Source organism: Chryseolinea sp. T2 (assembly GCF_037203685.1).
Lineage (GTDB): Bacteria > Bacteroidota > Bacteroidia > Cytophagales > Cyclobacteriaceae > Chryseolinea.
Genome location: NZ_JBBCAU010000009.1, coordinates 1 through 19,560, shown reverse-complemented (window position 1 = coordinate 19,560; position 19,560 = coordinate 1). Strand labels below are relative to the sequence as shown.

Annotated in this window: 16 protein-coding genes; 14 read left to right on the top strand and 2 right to left on the bottom strand. The window is 47.5% G+C overall.

From position 1 onward, the window contains the following. The first annotated feature begins 529 nt into the window (after positions 1-529). On the top strand, positions 530-739 hold the full coding sequence (locus tag WBG78_RS24980) for a YtxH domain-containing protein (RefSeq protein ID WP_337329242.1): 210 nt from the start codon (positions 530-532) through the stop codon (positions 737-739). Positions 740-997: 258 nt separating this feature from the next. Here WBG78_RS24980 and WBG78_RS24975 read toward each other — a convergent pair whose 3' ends face one another. Then, positions 998-1,543, bottom strand: a complete 546-nt coding sequence (locus WBG78_RS24975; RefSeq protein ID WP_337329241.1) for a YciE/YciF ferroxidase family protein — start codon at positions 1,541-1,543, stop codon at positions 998-1,000. A 492-nt stretch (positions 1,544-2,035) separates the two neighbouring features. On the opposite strand from WBG78_RS24975, the gene WBG78_RS24970 reads away from it, so the two are divergent. Further along, on the top strand, positions 2,036-2,161 hold the full coding sequence (locus tag WBG78_RS24970; RefSeq protein ID WP_337329240.1) for a hypothetical protein: 126 nt from the start codon (positions 2,036-2,038) through the stop codon (positions 2,159-2,161). Positions 2,162-2,260: 99 nt separating this feature from the next. Further along, positions 2,261-2,554, top strand: a complete 294-nt coding sequence (locus WBG78_RS24965; RefSeq protein WP_337329239.1) for a hypothetical protein — start codon at positions 2,261-2,263, stop codon at positions 2,552-2,554. A gap of 786 nt (positions 2,555-3,340) precedes the next feature. On the opposite strand, the gene WBG78_RS24960 is transcribed toward WBG78_RS24965, so the two are convergent. Continuing rightward, entirely contained in the window at positions 3,341-5,269 is a 1,929-nt protein-coding gene (locus tag WBG78_RS24960; RefSeq protein ID WP_337329238.1) for an ATP-binding protein, read from the bottom strand. 431 nt (positions 5,270-5,700) lie between these two features. Here WBG78_RS24960 and WBG78_RS24955 point away from each other — a divergent pair, with 431 nt between their 5' ends. From WBG78_RS24955 to WBG78_RS24905, 11 genes are all read left to right on the top strand, one after another. Then, the gene (locus WBG78_RS24955; RefSeq protein WP_337329237.1) at positions 5,701-6,153 is read left to right on the top strand and encodes a response regulator; all 453 of its coding nucleotides are present in this window, start codon (positions 5,701-5,703) and stop codon (positions 6,151-6,153) included. A 90-nt stretch (positions 6,154-6,243) separates the two neighbouring features. Beyond that, the gene (locus tag WBG78_RS24950; protein ID WP_337329236.1) at positions 6,244-6,624 is read left to right on the top strand and encodes a response regulator; all 381 of its coding nucleotides are present in this window, start codon (positions 6,244-6,246) and stop codon (positions 6,622-6,624) included. A 626-nt stretch (positions 6,625-7,250) separates the two neighbouring features. Further along, positions 7,251-8,888 carry a TldD/PmbA family protein gene (locus WBG78_RS24945; RefSeq protein WP_337329235.1) on the top strand — a complete coding sequence of 546 codons (1,638 nt, stop codon included), beginning with the start codon at positions 7,251-7,253 and terminating at the stop codon, positions 8,886-8,888. Positions 8,889-8,894: 6 nt separating this feature from the next. Continuing rightward, complete coding sequence (locus tag WBG78_RS24940; RefSeq protein WP_337329234.1) at positions 8,895-10,229, top strand: TldD/PmbA family protein; 1,335 nt, start codon at positions 8,895-8,897, stop codon at positions 10,227-10,229. 178 nt (positions 10,230-10,407) lie between these two features. Next, the gene (locus WBG78_RS24935; protein WP_337329544.1) at positions 10,408-11,034 is read left to right on the top strand and encodes a DUF4159 domain-containing protein; all 627 of its coding nucleotides are present in this window, start codon (positions 10,408-10,410) and stop codon (positions 11,032-11,034) included. A gap of 17 nt (positions 11,035-11,051) precedes the next feature. Further along, complete coding sequence (locus WBG78_RS24930) at positions 11,052-12,065, top strand: AAA family ATPase (RefSeq protein ID WP_337329233.1); 1,014 nt, start codon at positions 11,052-11,054, stop codon at positions 12,063-12,065. A 71-nt stretch (positions 12,066-12,136) separates the two neighbouring features. Next, positions 12,137-13,033 (top strand): DUF58 domain-containing protein, encoded by an 897-nt coding sequence (locus WBG78_RS24925; protein ID WP_337329232.1) that lies wholly within the window; start codon positions 12,137-12,139, stop codon positions 13,031-13,033. Further along, entirely contained in the window at positions 13,033-14,448 is a 1,416-nt protein-coding gene (locus WBG78_RS24920; protein WP_337329231.1) for a BatA domain-containing protein, read from the top strand. Before WBG78_RS24925 ends, WBG78_RS24920 begins: the two co-directional genes overlap by 1 nt. Then, positions 14,445-16,706: a hypothetical protein gene (locus WBG78_RS24915; RefSeq protein ID WP_337329230.1), complete on the top strand. Its 2,262-nt coding sequence runs from the start codon at positions 14,445-14,447 to the stop codon at positions 16,704-16,706. Before WBG78_RS24920 ends, WBG78_RS24915 begins: the two co-directional genes overlap by 4 nt. Then, a complete protein-coding gene (locus WBG78_RS24910; protein ID WP_337329229.1) occupies positions 16,703-18,541 on the top strand; it encodes a hypothetical protein in 1,839 nt (612 codons plus the stop codon). The genes WBG78_RS24915 and WBG78_RS24910 overlap by 4 nt, the downstream gene beginning before the upstream one ends. Positions 18,542-18,851: 310 nt before the next feature. Continuing rightward, positions 18,852-19,560, top strand: a 709-nt coding sequence (locus WBG78_RS24905; protein ID WP_337329228.1) for a hypothetical protein, incomplete at its 3' end; no start/stop codon positions are given.

Here is a 19,560-nt window from a genome sequence, read left to right as displayed (position 1 = left end):
CTGCTCGCATGTATGACGTTTCTGAGACAAGGTGCACCTGATTCTATGCGTAAAATAAGGTCGCTCAACTCATGTCCCTCCATCCTACCAAACGCTGGCGGATTTTCAGCTGTACGGTTTTGAGCGTTGCTTTGGCTTTCACATTGTAGTAAACCACGTAGCCGCGTCGTTGCACTCGCGCATGATGGGCAGCGCAAGCGCTGGCTGTAGCACGCTACTTGGCGATGAGGACGTTGGCTGTGGGTGTGACATCAGTTGAGCGACTGGATTTTACTCGGCTGTGTTACCTAGGGCGACTGCTCGTATTTATATTTTGTCTGTAAAATAGATGCACCTGATTCTATGCGTAAAATAAGGTCGCTCAACTGACGTCACACCCACAGTCAACGTTGGACGATCATATCGGAATTCGTTACATGTATGCGAACAGCGCGGACGATGGCTCATTCGCAAGGTTAGGATAAGAAGTTACGTGTGGCGCGAAAGTTGATCGATCTTTGCCAGACTTAAGAATCAAATCAAACTCATTATGAACTTTACAAATAAATTGATTATAGCGATGGCGGCCGCTGCAGCTGCCGGAGCCATTGTTGGCGTACTGCTCGCACCTGAAAAGGGTAGCGAAACACAGAAAAGAATAATTACAAAAGGCCGGGATTGGCTTTCTTCACTAAGCGATCTGCTGACTCAGGGAAAAGATATTCTAAACGCCACTACAGACGCCACAAAGGCGCCATAACAGAAAGACCCGGTGTCGTCATAAAGTAGTGTGGATTTAAACCACGTAGGAAGTTTGAAAATTGATACATGACCCCGCGCGTGTGGACGATAGCTGGGCAACGGCACAGCGAGTTGAAATGGGCAAATGCTTTCAAAAGGAAACATAGCCCTGACAGGGGCAATATTTATAACTGCCGTTTCGAATATTGGGGGATCTTCAAAACAAGGGCCGGTAAAGACCGGCCCTTTTCAACATACAATCAACCCACACTAACCGTCATTTCTTTTCGTGTTCACCTGCCGCTTCTATGTTGATAGCAGTCTCGGCAACCTCAGTGAGAGTTTCGTCTGCATTTTTTTCTTCGTCAAGAGTTGTTTGCAAAAGCTCCCCTATTTCAGTAAGGCCTAGTGTCGCAGCGAATGAGGCAAGCGTGCCGTATGAAGCAATTTCGTAGTGCTCAACTTTCTGAGCCGCCGAAATTATGGCAGCATCCCGCATTACACCTTCGTCAGAGTCTTCCATCAACTCCTCCGCCTCCTTAATCAATCCGGCCATTGCCTCACACTTCTTTGCTTCAGCTTCCTTATTTAAGAGTGAAAACACTTTCTCTACTCTCTTCACCTGCTCCTCGGTTTCCGTCAGGTGGTTTTCAAGGGCTTCGATGAGTTCGTCCGATGAGGCATTTTCGATCATCTTAGGAATTGCTTTAGTAAGGGCTTTCTCAGCCCAGTAAATATCCTTCAATTCATCTTCGAAGAGTCTTCCAAGTTTTGAACTCAGGTCCGCATTCCCGGCAGAGGTATTTTTGTTTGAACTTTTCATAATTGTCAGTTTTTACTTTCGCCATTTCAATATGCGGGCCATTCTATCAGACACATAACTGTCTATGATTGTTAGTAAGATTTCTGAGAAGGAGTGTTGCTTTAATTGAAATTATTCATGCGGTGGGGAATTTGTTGCTCAACAAATTCTCGTCAGTAATGCCCCTGTTGCTAAACGGTTGGATTTCATTGACGACGACAATTTAGGACATTGGTGTTATCAGCTTGGACGGAGCAGCTCAGCAAGCATTGCCCTTCATTTCAATTGAACATTCACAAAGTTATAATCCGAACCGCGTCCGATCGAGAGGCTCACTCTAATTATTACGCATAAGCTTTGAGAATTGTTCCTAGTGAGTCTGTATGATTGTTTACGTGGAGAGGAATTCACACGATGTTGTAATCGTGCCAAAATGTGTTCCTTCCGGTTTGATTTAAGATCATCGATGTAGTGGCGCAGTATTTGTCTTTATATAAAAAAAAACATATACATATGAAAAAGGAAAGCGAAAAGAAGCGCGGTCCCAAAGATCGGGACTACGTTAACAAGTCTCAGGAACATGAGGTCAAATACGAACCCAAGAGAAAGACGCCGGCTAAAAAGTTTGGACATTCTTAGCAATGGTTTATTTATGATGTCAGTTGTGACAAATCACCTTACTAAGAGGAAGGTCAATATGTTCGGCCTTTCTGTTGCGATGTAATTTTTAACACGACCATGAAAAGATTTACCACGTCTGAAGAGATTGCTCAAGTGATCTTCAATGATCCTAACCCGGAGTTAAACGACCTTCTCCGCTGCATCCTTATATCCCGTCCATATTCAGCCAAGCAAATCTTTGTCGCCATAGCTTCAAATATCAACGCTGATTTTGAATCATCGCTGATGGATGAACTGATTGTTTCAAAACGTCGTGAGCAATTCATGGTGGAGCGTGTGAAGGACGAATTGTTAGCGTATGCGGCCATCTCCGGCCAGCTGGGTAAGGGCAGTAAGGTTAGCAGCCGGTAACGTCTAGATCGACCGCGATTGCGGGATTAATTGGGCTTTAGAGCTTACGATTTTACGCATCGGCGAATAAATCGTCACTTGTCTTGATAAACAGGTTAACAAATTGGAGATTGGTTAACCGTTTTAAAAGATACCCGGCGCCCAATGATGGCGTCAGCTCCGCAACTGTTCAAACCCAGTGAACTGCCAGGAGAAAATTGACGCCGGCTCATTGCCGGCGTTTGTTTTAGTCTTCGGCCGAAAAGTGTGCCTGGCCTAAAAGCTTAGAAAATAGATTCAGTAATTTTCTCCGCATCACCACCTAGTCTTCAACTTCACCGATCATGTTTTGAAACCTCCGCCGGGTTCAATTTGTCCCTACCGGACTGGTTGTTCAAAGACTTTTCCATAAAGAAAATAGCGCAAATGAGAGCTACTCGATTCTCAACCTGTGTGCGCCGCTACGCTGTACCTGACGCAACTCGTGCGCTAGCTGACTGGTTGGGATATTACAAAACAGTTTCATGATGCTCTTCAGTTCGTCGAAACTTGCCGGTTTCCCGAAAAACAAAGAGCACCATTTTGCAAGGCCTTTTGCCCCTCAAACCGCACGGAGGATGTGCTATAGTTAACGGGAGTCGTCCACTAAAAGAAAACTTCTTAACATGTTCTTCCTGGCTCCATTTAGGGATTGGGGCAAAAGGTATCATGCTCCAAGTCAAAAGCCAAGGAAAGGTAACATTACCTGAAATTCTGCTTAGAATATGAATGTTCATAAACCATGGTTGGTGTGTGCCAATTGTGATTTTAAATCACAAAGGAAAAGGTAGTGCCGACACCCATCTTTGAATCAACCAGGATTTCGCAGTGCAGAATTTGTGCGAGTGCTTTTACGATCGAAAGTCCAAGGCCGGAAGATGGCTCACCGGCCGTTGGGCGTGCGCTTAGACGTTGAAAGGCGCCGAATAGTTTTCCCATCTCTTCGCGCGTGATTCCTGGTCCCTGGTCCTGGACTTCGAAGCGAACGTTTCCGGCTTCGTTTTCAAAAGCGCGTATTGCTACCGTTGTACCAGCGGAGGAAAATTTTAATGCATTTGACAATAGATTATCGAGGATTTGGCTCACCAAGATTCCGTCTGTAACAATTGGGATTTGGGTGCACACTTCGACTTTCAGTCCTATGTCCTTTTTCCGGGCGGTGATCTTATGGAAGTCGACGACAGAATTGATCAATTCTTTGACATTAACTTCCGTTAGCGTGACTTCGACTTCCATACGCTCAAGCATGTTCAGGTCTAATAGTTTCCCCACCAGGTTTTGCATCCGCTTGACCGACACGCCTATTAGTTCCAGGTAAGCGCTTTGTTCATCAGTCAGCCCACCCGACAGACGGATCAAACCCAATATGCCGGTGATTGAATGCATAGGATTTTTCAAATCGTGAGTAGCCATGCCGAGGAAGTTGTCTTTCTGCTCATTCAGATGATGAAGCCGCTTGTTTGCCTTGTTGAGGTTCTGTTCCAGTAATTTTCTATCACTGATGTTAAACAAAGTAGACCGGTTTTTGAGATACTCTCCGTTTTCATCAAAATAGGCTATGGTGTTCAAAAGCACTGGCAGCGTTGAACCGTCTTTCCTCACCAACTCGAATTCCAGTCCTTCCAATCGTCCCAGTTTTTTAAGTTCTTCAATGGCTTCAGTTCGTGCTTTCAATGATTCAGCAGTGAGAACGTCAGCGACTTTTTTTTTACCGATGACTTCATCTTCCGTATATCCCAGCCATTCCAACTCCGTTTTGTTGATTTTAATAATGTTGCCATCTCGATCGACGGTGTGATAGCCGCACGGGGCGTACTCGTACAAGAACTGGACTTCCTGAAGCGATTCAGTAAGGATTGAATTGGTACGTTCAACATGCTGATTCAAGACAACAATTTCTTCAATGCTATCACTCAACGACTTATTCCGGCTCTCCAATTCACGAGTTCTTTTCGCGACTTTGTCTTCGAGTTCACTGTTCGCGGTGGTCAGATCTACCAGTAGTCGGTTATTTGTTCGTTGTTGGTTATATACCACACTTATTGCGCCCAGGCAGATACCTGCAATAGCAGACAGGCAAGACCATCTGATCAGATCGTTAAGAATATACGTATCCCGCAAAGACTTCTTTCGCGCGGCCAGGAGTGCCTTCTCGTTTTTTATCAATTGCCAGATGAGCATGTCGGTGCTATACAACATCTCGTTCCGGCCGGGGACATTCAGTTTTGCAATATTAATAGCAGGGTTATTTGAAATTCCTGTTATTTCCGTTTGCCAACGGGTAACCTGTGCGTTGATCAAAGGAGTGATCTTGTTTTTCAGGATCTTAGATTGAGGAATATTGTCTTCTATAAGCCCGGAAAGCAGCGTATGTGTCGAGTCTATAAGCTTCAATGTGTGCCGGTAGATAGGAAGAGGTTTTGTAGATGATGGCTCCAAAAGGGCCTCACGCTCAAGCGCGTCTGCGGCGCTGAGCTTGGCCAACAGAAATTGGGACGTTTGAATAACGTCGTAGGTGTGTTCGATCCACAGCTCCATATTCCGACTGCGGCCATTTCGAATATGGGTTACAGACAACGTTACGATGGCCAACAAGAATGCGGCGGTCAGGAGCCAGATCGCTAACCTGGAGAAAATCAGAAATCGCACGATGCTTAGCTTCTTGTGATAAACTACGCAATTGACGGCAAACTTCAAAGGCTGATATTAAATGGATAACGGGGTGTCTATTCCCCTAAGCAGAACAGTCATTGCTGCATCGCAGCTAGCCAAGACGTTAAGATCGACGATATTAGGACGCATTCTGCCCATTTGTTATTTTACCCAAGTAATTGTAACAGGCCCGAGCCGAGAGATCAAGGAGCTGTAGAAGACATCGGCTCACCAGCTTTCAGGCACCATCTGGCCGAGTTAGAAGGCCATTGGAGAACTGCAGAATATGAGAGTGTAAAAAACGACCCCGATCACAATCGTGCCAACTGTTTTTCGCTTTAAAGTCAAGGCAATATTTTTCAAACACTGAGAATTAATCTCGTAAAAGAACCATTAATTTAGCGACAAAGTCCGCTGCGCAGCAGCCACTCCTTGTGCCCCTTCAAAACGTTTTTAACCATTATTGTGGCAATAGTATGAGGCGAAATACCTTGATGATCATCGACGATGACAGTGATGACGTGGAGTTGTTCATTGAAGCGCTCCTTGAGCTGGACAATACTGTGGTCTGGTGGAAAGAGCTAAATTCCAGTAGAGCTCTGGCACGCTTGCTAAGCAATGATGTACAGAATCCCGAAGTAATTTTTCTGGACATCAATATGCCGATTCTATCCGGATGGGATGTGCTTGGCGTTCTAAAGGATAATCCTGTCACGAAGCACATTCCGATCATCATGTGTTCAACTTCGTCACATGAGGCTGATATGGCTAAAGCCCGCCGAATGGGCGCTGCCTGCTTTCTCGTTAAACCAAACGACTACCAGGTGCTAACATACTTCCTCAAGAAAATCCTTCAATCACTTAAAGAAGGTACGATACACAATTGTGATGATTTTCTTCCCTGGAAGATCTCACTCAAAAATGCGTAAATCAGAATCTAATGTCATCTCTTTGGGTCACTGTTTAAAGTGATTAGAACTGGCAGCGTTTTTGCGCGAGAAAGATGAGTATCATTCCCTATGCATATCGTAATTATCGATGATGACAGCGACGAAATTGAATTTATGAGAGTTGCTGTGGAGGCGTGCTATCCCGATGCTACGTGTACAACGTTCAATGATTGTCACCCGGCAATTGCTGCACTTAAGCAAACCGACCTCTGCCCCGATTATATTTTTGTCGATGTAAACATGAGAAAAATCGATGGCGAAGAATGCCTTAACATTATTCGCGGATACGAACATCTTTGCAACTCGAAAGTGATTATGATGTCGTCATCGATGCGGCTGTATGAAAAAAAGGCGAAGAACTTTATTGCGAATGGAGCGTTCGCTATAGCTGAGAAACCTGATGACCTGGATGAATACGGCAGAATGTTCAGTAGTGTTATTGGGAAGTAACCGATATTGATTACATCGCTTCACTATTTTTGCATTGCATAACGGTTTGAGGCTACCAACAACCTTTTACCTATAGCCCCCGCTTACGAACTGATCAGTTGACAATTGCCTCACTCCGACGCCGATATGGTACGTTTGTCGTACCTTAAGGAATACACCTGCTATGATTTTATAATTTTATGACTTCTAATTTGGCAGTGCCTCCCGAGCGCATCGGTGGCGCCCTGATTCTACTTATCTGGGCAAGTTGCACAAATGAGATGCTATTCACGCAACGCCAGGACAGACGGTTTTGGCCTTGCGTTTTCAGTAATCGCACTTCCTGATATTACCGATGACCTGCCGCCTGCGTTTCATTTCCCTACATACTTCGATTCACCATTAATACTATTAATACTATTCAGGTTTAATTCTTCCACCAGAACAAGAGATCTCATGGCTGGAATCGTCGTGATTGGGATTGATGACGTTGCTCCCCATCCCTCCTAACGGGGTATATTGATCCTCTTTTCGCCTCTCGGTGTAATTATTCAGGTGTCATTAACGACCATTCGGGGGATTTCTGAAATCATAAAACTTTCAGATATTGTAGCTAACTAATAGTTTCTCACTTAACCTAAACTAAATTGAAACGACGAGATTTTATGCACCTGGCTGGCATGGGCACAACTGCTGCAATGCTGGCTGGCATCCCGGGCATGGGACGCCCCATCAATCCGGAACGAGCACTGGACACTGTGGATGTCGCCCTCAAAAAAAGAATGGCTGATGTAGCGCTTAATGCCGCACGCGGCAAAGGCGCCCAATATGCAGATGTTCGTATCGGCCGCTATCTCAATCAGTTCATCATCACACGCGAAGACAAAGTTCAAAACATCGTCAACACCGAGTCATACGGCCTCGGCGTTCGCGTAGTAGCTGATGGCAGCTGGGGATTTGCCGCGACCGACAAGATGGACAACGACAGCATCGCCAAAGCGGCTGCCCAGGCCGTTGCCATTGCGAAAGAGAATGCCAAAATCCTAACTGAGAAAGTAGAGCTTGCCCCTCAGAAAGGATATGGGGAAGTAAGCTGGAAGGCCCCAATAGAGAAGAACTCGTTTGAGGTTCCCATCAAGGAAAAAGTCGATCTGTTGCTTGGTGTCAATGATGCAGCCATGAAAGGAGGCGCCAACTTCATCAACTCTTTCATGTTCCTGGTGAATGAACAAAAGTACTTCGCATCTACCGATGGCTCTTATATCGACCAGGACATTCACAGAATCTGGCCAACATTCTTCATCACGAAGATTGATTCTGCAACGGGCAAATTCGAAACACGAAATGCATTGAGCTCACCTATGGGTATGGGCTATGAATACATGAATGCCCGTCCCCAGGATAAGATCAAAGGAGTAACGACATTGTACAAAGGTCGTTATGACATGCTCGAAGATGCAAAGCTTGGTGCAGCACAGGCAACTGAGAAGATCACAGCTAAGTCTGTTGAGCCAGGCAAGTATGATCTGGTCCTTGATCCTTCTCACCTCTGGCTAACGATTCACGAATCAACCGGTCACCCCACAGAACTGGATCGCGTGCTCGGCTACGAGGCCAACTTTGCCGGCACAAGCTTCCTCACCCTTGACAAATGGGAGTCGAAGAAGTTTAACTACGGCAGTAAGCTGGTGAACATTGTGGCAGATAAGACCCAGGTGGGTTCGCTTGGAGCGGTAGGGTATGACGATGAGGGCGTGCAGTGCGGACAATGGGACGTGATCAAAGATGGCATCCTGGTTAACTATCAGGCTATACGCGATCAGGCACATATCCTCAAATTACCTGCTTCACAAGGTTGCTGTTATGCCGATAACTGGAGCAGCGTTCAGTTTCAGCGCATGGCAAACATTTCACTCCAGGCAGGAAAAGAAAAGAAGTCCATAGATGACATTATTAAGAATGTAAAGAAAGGAATCTATATCATCGGCGACGGGTCATTTTCAATTGATCAGCAACGGTACAATTTTCAGTTTGGCGGGCAGCTGTATTATGAAATCAAAGATGGTAAGATTGCAGGCATGCTGAAGGACGTTGCCTATCAGGCCAACACCCAGGAGTTCTGGAATTCGTGCTCAGAAATTGCTGACCAGAGTGACTACCGTCTCGGCGGTTCATTCTTCGACGGCAAAGGCCAGCCGCCACAAAGCAGTGCGGTATCACACGGGTCGGCAACGGCTCGTTTCAATGGAGTCAATGTTATCAACACAGCACGCAAAATAGGATAAGAAGCCATGCCGATATTATCAGAAAAAGAGTGTAAAGATCTGCTCACGAAAGTACTGGGTTATTCAAAGGCAGACGAATGTGAAGTGAACCTTAACGGCACCGACTCGGGTAACATTCGTTATGCACGTAACTCCGTTTCAACAAGCGGAAGCATCAGTTCAACGAGCCTTGTGGTCCAGTCTGCATTTGGAAAGAAGGTAGGGGTTGCCACCATCAACGAATACGACGATGCATCATTAGAGAAAGTGGTGCGTCGTGCAGAAGAGCTGGCCCGTCTCGCGCCCGAGAATCCTGAATACATGCCCTGCCTGGGTCAGCAGCAATATCTTCCTTCGCGCACGTTTGTTCCTGAAACAGCAGCTACAACGCCCGCGGCACGCGCAGCGGCGGTTGCTCAAAGTCTGCAGGTAGCAAAAGAATCGAAGACTGTTGCTGCCGGATACCTTGAAGACATCACCGGCTTTGCGGCCATGATGAACACAAAAGGTTTGTTCGCATATAATACATCGACAAACGTCAACTTCTCTGTAACCGCACGCACGGAAGACGGAACCGGCTCAGGTTATGCCATTCGCGGGTATAACGACGTTCGGAAGCTCGATACCAAACTCGCTACCACAGTAGCGACACAAAAAGGATCGAAGTCATCTAACGCCCGGGCTATTGAACCGGGTAAATACACAGTCATCCTCGAGCCCGCGGCAGCGGCGGTATTGCTGGAGAATATTCTCTTCGGACTTGACGCGCGTCAGGCGGATGAAGGAAGAAGTTTCCTCAGCCAGCCTGGAGGCAAAACACGCCTTGGCGAAAAGCTTGTCGACGAGCGTGTAAACATCTATTCCGATCCTCAGAATGCCGATCTTCCAACAAGTCCATGGAATGGCGACGGCCGTGCACAGGAGAAAGTCTCCTGGATTGAAAAGGGCGTCGTGAAGAACCTAACGTGGTCTCGTTTCTGGGCCGATCAAAAGAAAGCCAAGGCGATTCCGTCTCCCGACTCATTTATCATGGAAGGCGGAACGAAATCGTTGGAGGAACTCATCAAGGGAACAAAGAAAGGTATCCTGGTAACCAAGCTTTGGTATATCCGTCCCGTTGATCCTCAGACGTTATTGTTAACGGGTCTCACCCGTGATGGAACGTTCTATATCGAGAATGGAGAAGTTAAGTATCCAGTAAAGAACTTCCGTTTTAACGAAAGTCCGGTGATCATGCTGAACAATCTCGAAGAGCTTGGCAAAGCAGAGCGCACGGTTAGTACCGAGACGAACAATAACTACATGATCCCTGCAATGAAGATCCGCGACTTTACCTTCACAAGCTTATCCGACGCGGTCTGATTATTTGGTGATTTTTTGATATTGTGATTTGGAGATATGGATTCACCGGCAAGCCGGTGAAGTAAGTCAGCCCGACGTTGTCGGGCTGAAACCCTATCACCAAATCCCAATATCAATATATCACCAACTGTATAATTTCGGTGTTCGATATCCTTCGATATCATATCTTGCGATAAGCATGTTGCGCGATCAGGGAAAATTTTTCTTTACCCGCATACAGTACGAATCCGGTGACTGGGATGTCGATCAGAGAATGCCTGCAAACGTTCTCAATTCACTAATCGAATACACCACACTGCCCGTTGATACCCAGGAGAACATCGTTCCACTCAGCAGTGAGGAAATCTTTCGCAGTCCCTTTTGTTACCTCAGCGGTCACAAACTCGTAGAGTTTACATCGCAGGAGCGTGAAAACTTCGAACGTTATGTTCGCAACGGCGGCTTTGTATTTGTCGACGATTGCAATCATGATATCGATGGCCTGTTCTCCAAATCCTTCGAAGCACAGATGGAGCGCATCTTCGGTCCAACGGCATTGAAGAAGATTCCAAACACGCATCCGATCTATTCTTCATTCTTTAAGTTCGATGGTCCTCCAACAACGTCCCAGGAACTCAATGGGTGGGGCGACGATATTGTTCACGATTATCTTAAAGCAATTGAATTTCACGGACGGATCGGTGTACTCTTTAGCAACAAGGACTACGGCTGCGAGTGGGACTATGATTTCCGCAATAAAAGATTTTATAAGATTGATAATACACGATTCAGCGTCAACATCGTCATGTACGCGCTGACGAGATAAGAAAACAGTCAAACATTATGTCAGCACTTCAAAAGACGGAAGAGGCAGTAGGTGAGATCATTTCAAAGCTCAACGCTTTGAAGAATGAAATTCGAAAGAAGATTGTCGGTCAGGAGGAAACAATAGATCAGCTCCTGATCACCTTCCTTGCCGGAGGGCACGCGTTGCTCGAGGGTGTACCCGGCCTTGCCAAGACGCTCATGATCCGCACTCTCTCCGATGCCATCGATCTTAAATTCAGGAGAATTCAATTCACGCCCGACCTCATGCCATCCGACATCATTGGTACTGAAGTGCTGGAAGAGGATCACGCTACTGGCAAACGATTCTTCAAATTCAATAAGGGACCGGTATTTTCGAATATCATTCTTGCTGATGAGATCAACCGAACTTCTCCCAAGACGCAGGCGGCACTGCTTGAAGCTATGCAGGAGTTTGAGGTGACGTATGCCGGCACAACGTATCCGCTGGAGCGTCCATTCTTCATCCTGGCAACGCAGAATCCCATTGAACAGGCAGGAACGTTTCCACTCCCTGAAGCGCAACTCGACAGGTTCCTTCTTTATATCAGGATTCACTACCCTACCGCCCAGGAAGAAAGAGCCATTCTCGAAAGCACAACGGGCAAATCGAAGCAGGTGATCAACAAAGTAATCGAAGGAAAAGATATACTTACCGCGCAGCAACTTGTTCGCGAGGTCCACATCAGTGGTGAGTTGATTGATGTTGTTAGCCGCATCGTGAGGGCTACACGTCCAGGCGGCAGCGAGGTGTCATATGTAAATGAATGGGGACGCTGGGGAGCAGGACCCCGTGCGGGTCAGGCGATGATCCTGACGGCTAAGGCGAGGGCACTGCTGCGGGGGAACTTCGCGGTTACACTCGACGATCTTCATCATGTAGCGTATCCCGTATTGCGCCACAGGATCCTGATGGGATTCAAGGCAGAGGCTGAAGGAATAACACCCGATATGGTCACGGCTAAGTTACTGGAGCAGATTACGCCGGATAAGAGCGGGACAATAAAATAATTGATAATTGATAATTGATAATTGACAATTGTGGAGTCCGCTTCGCGGACGTTTTTTGATTCTGATAACCAATGAAAACGCAGCTCAGTGATTTACTTAAACCGGAAGTGCTTCATACGGTTACCGGCCTTGAGCTGTTGGCGCGCATCGTTGTCGAAGGATTTATGAGCGGAAGTAATCGCAGCCAGTCGATAGGCTCCGGACAGGAGTTCAGTCAGTACAGAAGTTATGAACCCGGTGATGACCTTCGCCAGCTCGACTGGAAGATGTACGCGCGCTCTGAGAGATACTACATCAAGCAGGCGGAGATTGAAACCAACATCACGGTTAAGTTCATGCTGGATGGGAGTCGCTCGATGGCATACAGCGAGAACAACATCAGCAAGCTTCAATATGCAAAGGTGATTGCTGCCGCTCTGGCTTACCTTGCACGCAAACAAAGTGATACCTTTGGATTATACATGGTGAACGACCAGGGAGTCACCACCATTCAACCAAGATTTGAGCAGCAACAGTTCATGAGATTTCTGCATGCACTAGTTGAAATGGAAAGTGCCGGAACATGGAACCAAGCCGGTGATCTAGAAAGTCTTTTCGATCATCATGGTAAGGAGCTTATCATATTCTTCTCGGATCTGTATGACGACGATGATGATCTTCAAAAGTTTGTATCGCGTTTGAAGACACCGCGCAACGAGGTGATCGTATTTCACCTTATGGGCGGAAAGGAACTTGCTTTGTCGTACAACGGGGCCTACACGTTTGAAGACCTGGAAAACAACCAATCGGTGAAGGTCGATACCGTACAACAGCAAAAGGATTATGCTGCCCGCGTCCAGCATTGGATCCGCGACACGCGCATGTGGATGCTGGAGAAACAGATCCATTACTATCTGGTCGAAATGGATGCATCTTTTGAGCAGGTGTTGCGCGACTTTCTTAAGGTTAGAAAAACACTGGCACGCTGATGGGACTGCTCAACCCGATATGGCTGTGGGGACTGACGGGATTGATGATTCCTGTGGCCATCCATTTGCTGAGCAGAAAAGACATGCGGATTATTCACATCGGCAGTCTGCGCCACCTTGTACACAGTACTACCCGTCAGGCTATACGCATTCACCTCAATGCATATGGCCTGCTGGCATTGCGCTGCCTCATCGTTGCGTTCCTGGCATTGCTTCTGGCAGGATTGCTCTTACCTGGTTCTGATAATGCAAGACGATGGCTGGTAGTTGAAGGCGGACTTGAGCAAACGTCTCAATGGAAGAACTTTGTCGACAGCCTTGAAGCTGATGGATTTGAACTCCGAAGACTTCAGCCGGGTTTTCCGCGCCTGAATGATAGTGAAGCCAAAACTTTTGTTCCCGACTACTGGATGCTGGCAGGGCAATTGTCACGCGTTCAGCTCGACCGTTGTATTGTGATCAGTCGCGACAGAGCATCTGGCTTTGCAGGGATGCGGGCATCGGCTGACAGCACTGTTACCTGGCTTACCTCGTCACCGGACAGTTCTGTGTTCGTGCTTTCACTAAACCGTTCTTTGCCCGATACTATCATAGCACGCGTGGGCAGGAGCGATGAGATGCGTACAGTCTATGAGTCAGTTAAAGTTCCGGTCTCTCAGGAAAATTCTCTCATGCAGAAGTACACGCAGGTACCAGCAGCCGGAGTATCGGCGCAACCGGCCGGAGGCACGCAGCAAAACGCCAGTGCTTCAAATAATACCATTAGCTCGTTGCCGCACACTGTGCAGGAGCTATCAGCCATCCGCGTTGCTATATCCGGCACGAACGTCGCGCTTGAGGAACGTCGTATCGTTGAAGCGGCAATAGAAGCTATCAGCAACGACGTCATCGTGCCTCTGCAATTTGTGTTTGTTGAGCCCAACGGACCTCTGGATGGTGACTGGCTGATATGGCTGTCAGCAGATGAACCTCCGACAAACAACATTGCCAGTATTATTCGGAAGGCTCCTGAATCACCTGAAGCGAATTCTATTAAAAGTTTCCGGCCTTTGTTGTATGCAAGTGATGAGGCCCCTCTTTTGAGTGCCCATCAATCAAAGGTCAGCAACACCTGGTGGATCACGAAGCCATTGACATTATCTACGGCTGTCCGGGAACAGTTCACACTTCAGCTTGCAACCGTGCTGCTACATGAAGCCAATAGCGGCTTAGGTTGGGCTGCAAGTGCGTATGATCAACGTGTGATGTCCGACGAAAACAGATTTTCGATGGGAGATCAGTTGCCTGACGACTCAAAGAACAGTCATGAGAAAACCTCGGACACTACTCAACGTGAGGGCGGTGGTATCCTTGCTGTGATCGTTGCCTTGTTGTTTGCTTGTGAAAGATATATTGCTAATCGTCAGCAGCTATGAACAGGGACGAGATACGATATGAGCTGAAGCGATTGCTACTTAAATATAAGTCCATTCGACTCATAGAAGCATTGATGCTTGCCATGGGAGCTGGTCTTACAATCTTTGCCTTTACCAGCCTCCTCTCCCGCCCTGCACCGGCCCTCGTTGCCGGAGTTGCTGGAGGGATTGTTGTGATTGCCATAAGAATGTTTCAATTGCGGATATTTCAGATCGATGAACATAGTATCATACGCTATATAAACCGTCAGCTGCCACAGCTCCAGGAAAGTGGTGACCTGCTTCTCCGTAGCCCGGACGATCTGACAACTCTTGAACAACTTCAGCAGGAACGAACAGCAAAGAAATTTACGGAGTCGGTCGATAGCATCTCATTGCCGCATCGTTTAATGCCTTCGCTGTCAGCACTGGCCGCCGGGCTGCTCATTGCTGCATCAGTTACATCCATAGTGGGTCAGACCAATTCCCGCACTGAGAAGATTCAACAACAGGTGAATAAATTGCCAGAGGCAGATCAACAACTCCCGGCGTCAATAAAACAGTTTGAACTTCTCATATCACCCCCTGGATATACGCAATTACCCGAACAGAGATTGAAGTCATTTTCAATCAGTGCACCCGAAAGCAGCATTGTTTCGTGGAGCATTGGCTTCACCTCCCCCATAAAGAGCGCAGGTCTCATCTTTGATGGCAAAGACACCCTTGAACTAAAGACCGCAGGGGAAACGTATGTTTCCAACCGCAAGCTTGAATCAACAGGGTTCTATCAATTGATGTGGACTACGACATCAGGCGAGCGAAAGCATTCCGATTATTACCCGATACAGCTTAAGAAGGATGCTCCACCCACTCTTAAGATTGATAACCTGGACCAGTTCATTCAGCTTGATGCAGCGCCTAAGCTATCCGTTGATATGAAAGCATCATTATCAGATGACTACGGTCTTTCCAATGCCTATATCGTTGCTACTGTAAGCAAAGGTAGCGGTGAGGGCATCAAGTTCAGGGAAGAGCGGCTTCAGTTCGACTCACCGTCTAGGATCGACAGCAAGCGAATAAATGCCACCCGTCACATCGATCTTATCAAATTGGGCCTCGATCCCGGTGATGAACTCTACTATTACATCGAAGCGTTCGACAACAAGGAACCCAAGCCCAATCGCGCACGCACCGAGACATACTTTATTGCTGTGAAAGACACATCGGAGATGACCACATCCGTTGACCCCGGCCTCGGCGTCGACCTGATGCCTGAATACTTCCGCAGTCAGCGACAGATCATCATAGACACCGAGAAGTTGCTAAAGGAAAAGAAACAGATTACCCGTGAGAAGTTCAATGCAAAGAGCAACGAGCTCGCGCACGATGAAAAAGTACTGAGACTTCGTTACGGAGAATTTTTGGGTGAAGAGTTTGAAACCAGTATAGGTCCTTCTGCAGGTAATGAGCCAGTTTCGGATGATGACATTGTGAAGCAATATGGACATCAGCACGACACTGACGAGGAGCATGCCGCACGCGTTGAAACTCCTGCGAAGCAGAACGCGGCGCATGGTCATGACCACGGCGCACAAGAAAAAGACGAGGATCCTTCAAAGGCCTACATGCACGCTCACGACAGCGAGGAAGAGGCGACCTTCTTCACACAGGGTATTCGCGCCAAGTTGAAGGCCGCTGTTACGATCATGTGGGATGCAGAATTGCATCTTCGTCTGTACACTCCTGAAAAGTCATTGCCATACCAATATCAGGCGCTGAAGCTGCTGAAGGAGATAAGCCAGGATTCAAGAATATACGTACACAGGACGGGCTTTGACCCGCCACCACTGAAGGAGGAAAAGCGCTTAACCGGTGATCTTACTGAAGCTAAGGGAAGCCAGGCCTCTACCCAGTCCGTTGCGGCTGAAGAGTTTCCGTCCATTCGGCGGGCGTTGGTATGGCTCGAATCAAACGAGGCCTTACAAAAACTAACGCCTTTGTCGAAAGACCTTCTGTTGCAGTCGGGAGCTGAATTGTCGGCCGCGGCGATGCAGCAGCCCGGCCGTTACCTTGATGCATTGTCACTTCTACGCGCGTGGACTGATAACGAATTGTCCGCTGATGATAGAATGAGCGCTATCGATACCATCCGCGCAGCATTTAATCAGGTACTACCTGCGAAAGCGCTCCATCCCGTGCGGGGTAAGCGTTCAACCCACCGGCTAGACGAAAAGTTTCTTGAGAAATACGACGCTTCGCCTAAAGACCCGAGCCGATGACGTTTTATCCCGTTTTACCTCTTTGGCTCGTCGCCGTTCTTCTCACTGCACTGCTGATCTATTCCATGATCATAGAGTGGCGCAGGCCTCTCCGATTCCTGGCACTTAGATTGGCGAGCTGTGTCCTTGCGGTTCTCTCACTCGCTTTCATTGTGCTCAGGCCATCGACTAATGACACGACTTCAGGCGAGGCAGTGTTACTTACGAATGGATTCAGCGAGCGCATTGCCGACAGTCTGCGAATGACCTTCCCACACGCGACATTCTACCGCCTTGGAGAAAAAGGGATTAAGAATTCGGTTAGGCTATCGTCTTACAGGGATCTGTTCAATAGTGCTGCTGTTAACAATCGCAAGACAAATTATCACGTGGCAAATGACCATGGCAGTTCAAACGTGTCTTCATCGTGCAGCATCAATCTGCCAGGCGATATCATAGCGATTGCCGGAGAAGGACTTCCCTCCTATGCACTTGATTCTATTCACGGAGGCTTTCATTACTTCCCTTCCGCAGAGATTGACGGAATTATCAGCGTCGAATTGCCACAGAAATTAACTACCCATGAGGTAGCCACCATCTCCGGAAAGTATCGAGTCAGCAATACAGCAAACATGCTTTACTTTTCGGGCCCTGCGGGAAAGATAGATTCACTCAGACTGGTTTCTCCAGGTGGCAGGTTTTCGTTTGCGTTCACTCCCCGATCAGCGGGTCGCGTGATCTATTCACTTTCGATTAAAGACAGCTTGCAAAGCGTTACAAATGACGTCGTGCCCCTGGTGGTCGGGACGTTTGTTCCGTTGAACATCCTGCTGTTGCAGGATTTCCCAACGTTCGAGATGCAACATCTCAAGAGCTTCCTTTCGGATCGCGGGCATAAAATTGCGATGCGTGCTCAGCTATCGCGAAACATTGTAAGAACAGAGTTTGCCAATAGGCAATCCGTATCACTGAACAGGCTAACGGTACCCTTACTGGACGAATTCGATCTTTTGATTGTTGATCCATCTACACTCTCCAAACTGTCGCCTCCGGAGCATGAAGCAGTTGAGACAGCAATGAACAGCGGCCTCGGAATGTTAGCAGTGTATAACGGAGAGCCGTCGAAGGCGCTACCCAAAGAATTGTTGCCCGTTACATTTGCCGGAGTTGCATCAGATACTACCAGCGTCGTCCTGCATGGCAAACAGTATACTCTGCCGGCCACGCGCTTCAGGCCGGCTAACATGCAGCAGCCGATGCAATCAATTGAAGCCGTAACCTTTTCAGGAAACGCATCGAGGGTATTGTCCGGGTATACTCCAATTCGGAAAGGAATGGCGGGATTTCAATTGCTTCGCGAAACCTACAGCATACTGATGGCAGGCGACTCTTTAGCCTATGGGCAACTATGGTCACCGCTACTGGAAGCCATAGCGCGTCCTGTTGACTCACCAGGATCGATTCAGCTCATGAATGCATTTCCGGCATCTGCAAATGATCCATTACAATTCAATGTAATGGCCGGCACAACGCCTGCCCTATTTGCCGATAGTACGCAAATATCAGTAGCAGAAGATATGCTTATCGACGACGTCTGGCACGCCACTGTCTGGCAAGACCGAAAGGGCTGGCATGAAGTACGTACGAAGGAGGATACGCTGTCATACTACGTCTTTAACGACGGCGATTGGAAGGCGCTTCGTATCAGCGAGCAGAAATATGCAACCTCCAGAGCAAGTATGCGTCCGTCTCTTGCCCGTAATCAAAGCGCAGGGACGCGGCCAGTTTCATTAATTCCATTTTTTATCGTGTTCCTCCTGGCTGCTGGATTCTTGTGGCTGGCGCCAAAACTGTAATCGCATCTCTCGCGGAAGATCAACATACAACCATCGTCTCAAGATTGGGTGTAAATGCTCTGATGATCGTGCGCTTGCCGGGCATTATAGTTTGCTCAGGAGGGCGTAGTCAGTCAAATACTGTGTTTAAACTTTTATTTAAAGAATAGATATCCCGGTGATATCCCGGTGATGTCCCTGATATAAGCCCATGATAAACCGCTGCTATGAGCACCGGAATATCTTCATAATATGATTCGTTAGTATAGGTCATAAAATACTGTTATATTAATCAGGAGTTACCTACTAAACACCTTTAACAAATGCCGTTATGGCGCAACTGATATCAGGGTTTCAATTCACAGGTTCATTGGGACAGCTTTCAGCCTACAGAATGAAAGGCTCGGACAAGATTGTGGTACGCACGAAAGGCGGGCCATCAAAATCTTTGATAGCGAAGGGCAAGCAATTTGACATCACGCGACGTAACAACAGTGAGTTCGGTCGACGCGCAAAAGCCAGTGCCATTGTCCTCAATGCCATGCAGCCGTTGAGACCTCTCGCCGATTACAAAATCTCGGGTGCTGTAAACGCCATACTGAAACAAATCCAGGCGACAGATACAACCTCTACTTTTGGGCAGCGTGATATTTACCTGTCGCGGAGACCCGGACTGCTTGAAGGGTTTTCATTTAACAGGGAAAATACGTTCGATAAGGCTTTGTCGGCACCAGTAAGTGTCGAAGTTGATCATATTGCCAATAGTGTATCCGTTGTAATCCCCGAGATTGTTCATGGCACAAACCTTCGTACCTCAAACCGTTATCCGTATTGCTGCTTTGTTGTCACAGCTGCCTGCGTTCCAGACCTGATATGGCACGATGCAGGCTATCATGTAAATGTTAAGGTGAACACGAGCGAAACAGATTGGCGTTCCGTCACTGCAGATGCGGGGGAACAACGGAGACTGTCAAGTGAACTGTGTCAAGGTTTGAAAATTCACCAACTTGACACAAATATGGAAGAGAAAAAGGAAGAAC

What these genes read in the sequence shown, in the direction of transcription:
- WBG78_RS24930 (WP_337329233.1), top strand. Translation starts at nt 11,052, where the DNA reads ATGTCAGCACTTCAAAAGACGGAAGAGGCAGTAGGTGAGATCATTTCA.
- WBG78_RS24980 (WP_337329242.1), top strand. Translation starts at nt 530, where the DNA reads ATGAACTTTACAAATAAATTGATTATAGCGATGGCGGCCGCTGCAGCT.
- WBG78_RS24910 (WP_337329229.1), top strand. Translation starts at nt 16,703, where the DNA reads ATGACGTTTTATCCCGTTTTACCTCTTTGGCTCGTCGCCGTTCTTCTC.
- WBG78_RS24925 (WP_337329232.1), top strand. Translation starts at nt 12,137, where the DNA reads ATGAAAACGCAGCTCAGTGATTTACTTAAACCGGAAGTGCTTCATACG.
- WBG78_RS24915 (WP_337329230.1), top strand. Translation starts at nt 14,445, where the DNA reads ATGAACAGGGACGAGATACGATATGAGCTGAAGCGATTGCTACTTAAA.
- WBG78_RS24940 (WP_337329234.1), top strand. Translation starts at nt 8,895, where the DNA reads ATGCCGATATTATCAGAAAAAGAGTGTAAAGATCTGCTCACGAAAGTA.
- WBG78_RS24970 (WP_337329240.1), top strand. Translation starts at nt 2,036, where the DNA reads ATGAAAAAGGAAAGCGAAAAGAAGCGCGGTCCCAAAGATCGGGACTAC.
- WBG78_RS24920 (WP_337329231.1), top strand. Translation starts at nt 13,033, where the DNA reads ATGGGACTGCTCAACCCGATATGGCTGTGGGGACTGACGGGATTGATG.
- WBG78_RS24935 (WP_337329544.1), top strand. Translation starts at nt 10,408, where the DNA reads ATGTTGCGCGATCAGGGAAAATTTTTCTTTACCCGCATACAGTACGAA.
- WBG78_RS24955 (WP_337329237.1), top strand. Translation starts at nt 5,701, where the DNA reads ATGAGGCGAAATACCTTGATGATCATCGACGATGACAGTGATGACGTG.
- WBG78_RS24950 (WP_337329236.1), top strand. Translation starts at nt 6,244, where the DNA reads ATGCATATCGTAATTATCGATGATGACAGCGACGAAATTGAATTTATG.
- WBG78_RS24975 (WP_337329241.1), bottom strand. Translation starts at nt 1,543, where the DNA reads ATGAAAAGTTCAAACAAAAATACCTCTGCCGGGAATGCGGACCTGAGT.
- WBG78_RS24965 (WP_337329239.1), top strand. Translation starts at nt 2,261, where the DNA reads ATGAAAAGATTTACCACGTCTGAAGAGATTGCTCAAGTGATCTTCAAT.